This window comes from Alphaproteobacteria bacterium, assembly GCA_030740435.1.
In the GTDB taxonomy this organism is placed as follows: domain Bacteria; phylum Pseudomonadota; class Alphaproteobacteria; order UBA2966; family UBA2966.
The window spans coordinates 1-3,695 of record JASLXG010000118.1 but is presented as its reverse complement, the minus strand read 5'-3'; the positions used below and the strand labels follow the sequence as shown (position 1 = coordinate 3,695).

Sequence of the window (3,695 nt, the reverse complement as noted above, 5' to 3'; positions counted from 1 at the left end):
GCGCTACCGGGCCGAACAGGGGCTCGGCCCCAAGGGCAACGAACCCATCGCGGGCGCAACCGTCACCGTCAATCCCGGTGTCCACGGCTTGGTCGGCGCCCACATCGAGGACATGGCGGATCCCTATTCGACCACCGCGGCGCAGTTCTCGCTGCCCTTCAATGTCGCCGCCACCCTCATCCGGGGCGACTTTTTCCTCGAGGAACTGGCTCCCGAAGTCATCGCCGACAGCGCTATCCGGGCCTTGTCGAAGCGCATCGAAGTGGTCGCCGAGGACAGCATGAACACCGACACCGTGCTCGGCCGCACCCGGCTCGAGATCACGGCCAGAGGACAGGCGCCGGTCACCCTGGATGCCGAGTTTCCGCTGGGTAATCCGGCCAACCCGCTGAGCTTTGCCGACTGCGGCGACAAGCTGCGGAAATGCGCCGCCTTCGCGGCCCGGCCGCCGGGTGGAGCCGCCATCGATGGCCTGATCGAAAGCGTCGCCGAGCTGGAAAGTGCCAGCGACGTGTCGCACCTGCTGGCGGGGCTGAGGTGATGCTGGCGCGTCTTGCCCGGGCCGACTGGAACCGCCTGGCCTGGCCCCTCGTGGCGGCCGTGGTGCTGCTGATCCCGCTGGTTCTGGGTGACGACTTCTATCTCAACGTGCTCAATTTCGTGGCGCTTTACGCCCTGGTGGCGGTCGGGCTTTGCCTGCTGGTGGGCTATGGCGGCCAGCTCTCGATCTCGCATTCCGCCTTCTTCGCCATGGGCGCCTATGCCTCGGCCATATTGTCGCTGCGTTGGGGCTGGCATCCCTGGGCGGCGGTGGCCGGGGCCCAGCTTGTCAGCGCCGTGGTGGCCTGGGGCATAGGCGCCGTGGTGCTGCGTCTCAAGGGCCACTACCTGGCCATTGCCACGCTCAGCTTCACCGTCATCGTCGGCGTACTGATCAAGGAACTGCCCGCGCTGACCGGCGGCCTGCAGGGCCTGGGCTCGATCCCGCCGCTGGCTTTCGGCGGCTTCGAGATCGACGACGACTGGCGCTTCTACTACGTCGTCTGGCCGCTGCTGCTGGGGTTGCTGCTGTTTGCCCTGAATCTGGTTGATTCGCGCCTCGGCCGGGCCTTCCGCGCCATCAAGGAAGGCGAGGACGTGGCAAGGCTTTTCGCCGTCGACATCAAGCTCTACAAGATCAAGCTGTTCGTCGTCTCCTCGGTCTTCGCCTCGCTCTCGGGCAGCCTGTTCGCCCATTTCGTCAGCTTCATATCGCCCACCGCGGCCTCGGTGATGTTCGCCATCGAGATCATTCTGATGTTGGCTTTCGGCGGCTTCACCATGATCTGGGGGGCCATGCTGGGGGTCACGGCGCTGGTCTACCTCAACGAATACCTGGCCCCATTCGCCGACTACAAGCGCGCCGTCTATGGCCTGGCGCTGGTGACGATCATGCTCTTCTTTCCCCACGGCTTGCTGCTGGGTTTCCGTGACCTGGCGCTCAGGCTGTGGCGTGCCGTATCGCGCAGACATATCGGCGAGGCCGGCTAGATGCTGCTGGAACTCCGCGATGTGGGCAAAACCTTCAGCGGCCTGACCGCCTTGGCGGAAGTGAGTCTTGAGCTCGCCCAGGGCACTACCATGGGCATCATCGGGCCCAACGGGGCGGGCAAGACGACGCTCTTCAACGCCGTCACCGGCGTCTTTCCGCCGGGCGCCGGGCGCATCGTCTTCGAGGGCCGGGATATCACTACGCTCGCCCCGGAAAAACGCGCGCGCCTCGGCATCTCGCGAACCTTTCAGCACCCGCGGCTTTTCAAAAGTCTGACCATCGAGGAAAACGTCATGCTGGGCCGCCACGCCCGCGGCCGGGCCGAGTTCCTGGCCACCGGCTTGCGCCTGCCCTGGGCCCGCCGCGAGGAACGCGAACTTCGCGCCCGGGCGCTCGAATACCTCGACCTGGTGGGCCTGGCGGATGAGCGTCAGCGCCTGGCCGCCGAGTTGCCGCTGGGCCAGCAGCGCTACCTCGAGGTGGCCCGGGCCCTGGCCAGCGAGCCCCGGCTGCTGCTGCTCGACGAGCCCACCGCCGGTCTCAACGAAAGCGAGACCGAAGCCTTCCGCACCCTGGCGCTGCGCATCCGCGATGATGGCGTGACGCTGCTGGTCATCGAGCACCACATGCGCTTCATCATGTCGCTTTGCGACCAGATCGTGGTGCTCAATTTCGGCCGCCTCATCGCAGCCGGGCCGCCCGCCGAGGTGCAGCGATCCGAAGCGGTGATCGAGGCCTATCTGGGCCGGGACGACGACGATGCTTGAGGTGCGAAACCTGGCCGCCGCCTACGGCAAGATCGTGGCGCTGCGCGGCGTCTCGCTGGAAGTGGGCGCCGGCGAGGTGGTCAGCCTGATCGGTCCCAACGGGGCCGGCAAGACGACCCTGATCAAGGCCATCACCGGCATGATCCCGTCGGCCGGCGAGATCCGCCTGGATGGTGAGGCCATAGGGGGCCTCAAGTCGTCGCGCATCGCGCGCCGCGGCCTGGCCGTGGTGCCCGAGGGCCGGCGCCTGTTTGGCCCCATGTCGGTGCTCGATAACTTGATGCTCGGCGCCTACCTGCGCCTGACTGCCGGGGGCAGTGCTCGCGGCGGCCGGGCGGCGGTCGAGCGGGATCTGGCGCGGGTTTTCGAGCTCTTCCCCCGGCTCCATGAGCGCCAGGACCAGCTCGCCCAGACACTCTCGGGCGGCGAGCAGCAGATGCTGGCCATCGGCCGGGCCCTGATGGCGGCGCCCCGGGTGATGCTGCTGGACGAGCCCTCGATCGGCCTGGCCCCGGTCATCGTACGCGAGATCTTCACCGTCATCGCCGAGCTCGCCGAACGCGGCATCGCGGTCTTGCTGGTCGAACAGAACGCCCGCATGGCGCTGCGCGTGGCGGCCCGGGTCTACGTGCTGGAATTGGGCCAGGTGGCGCTTTCGGGCACGGCCCAGGAGATCGGCGACATGGAAGAAGTCAAACGCATCTATCTGGCGGCCTGAACGGGAGTGCGGCGATGCCTGGGCCTGGATAGCTCATGGCGGCGATGCTTCGCGGCAAATAGCGCAGTGTTTGCCTATCAGTGCGCCAGGCAAGGTGTGCTCTGGCTGAAGTCCACGTTATTTTTCGTTGAAATAGCTTACTGAACGACCGTTAAAATACTGCACTTGTGCCTCAGCCCAGTGCTCCTTTGATCGAAGCACTGAAATTGCTAGCAACAAAGTTATTCATCAATTACAATATGTTAATATAGCTTATTGCAAGTGTTGCCACAGCATATGGAGTGGTCTTTTGCTAAAGCGTCTTGACAACTAAACGGCCGTTTAGTAATTTTTTCGGCAACGAAGGAAATCCGCATGGCCCCGCAGGCGCGCACCGCAACACGGCTGCCCCCGGAAGAGAGGCGCGACGAGATTCTCGAAGCGGCCCGCGAGGTGTTCGCCGAACGGGGCTACCAGAAGGCCTCGATGCGCGAGATCGCGCGCCGCGCCGGCATCACCCAGGCGGCGCTCTACTATCACTTCGAGAACAAGGAGGACCTGCTCATCATCATCCTCGAGCAGTTCTCCAACGACTTCTATCAGTCCCTGCTGGGCTGCATGACCCGGGCCCAGGGCCCCGAGGCCGGACTGCGTTCGATGCTGCGCACCCACATCGACGTCATCGGGGCGCGGCGCAAGG

General features: G+C 65.3%; 5 protein-coding genes. All 5 read left to right on the top strand.

Annotated elements, in window-relative coordinates; genetic code table 11:
* A partial coding sequence (locus tag QGG75_12735) for a hypothetical protein (protein MDP6068098.1) occupies nt 1-541 on the top strand: 541 nt, incomplete at its 5' end.
* On the top strand, nt 541-1,530 hold the full coding sequence (locus QGG75_12730; GenBank protein ID MDP6068097.1) for a branched-chain amino acid ABC transporter permease: 990 nt from the start codon (nt 541-543) through the stop codon (nt 1,528-1,530). The genes QGG75_12735 and QGG75_12730, both read left to right, overlap by 1 nt.
* Nucleotides 1,531-2,298 (top strand): ABC transporter ATP-binding protein, encoded by a 768-nt coding sequence (locus QGG75_12725; GenBank protein MDP6068096.1) that lies wholly within the window; start codon nt 1,531-1,533, stop codon nt 2,296-2,298.
* Nucleotides 2,291-3,016, top strand: coding sequence for an ABC transporter ATP-binding protein (locus QGG75_12720; GenBank protein MDP6068095.1), 726 nt, complete (start codon nt 2,291-2,293; stop codon nt 3,014-3,016). Before QGG75_12725 ends, QGG75_12720 begins: the two co-directional genes overlap by 8 nt.
* Before the next feature lie 354 nt (nt 3,017-3,370).
* A partial coding sequence (locus QGG75_12715) for a TetR/AcrR family transcriptional regulator (GenBank protein ID MDP6068094.1) occupies nt 3,371-3,695 on the top strand: 325 nt, incomplete at its 3' end.

What these genes read in the sequence shown, in the direction of transcription:
- QGG75_12730 (MDP6068097.1), top strand. Translation starts at nt 541, where the DNA reads ATGCTGGCGCGTCTTGCCCGGGCCGACTGGAACCGCCTGGCCTGGCCC.
- QGG75_12725 (MDP6068096.1), top strand. Translation starts at nt 1,531, where the DNA reads ATGCTGCTGGAACTCCGCGATGTGGGCAAAACCTTCAGCGGCCTGACC.
- QGG75_12720 (MDP6068095.1), top strand. Translation starts at nt 2,291, where the DNA reads ATGCTTGAGGTGCGAAACCTGGCCGCCGCCTACGGCAAGATCGTGGCG.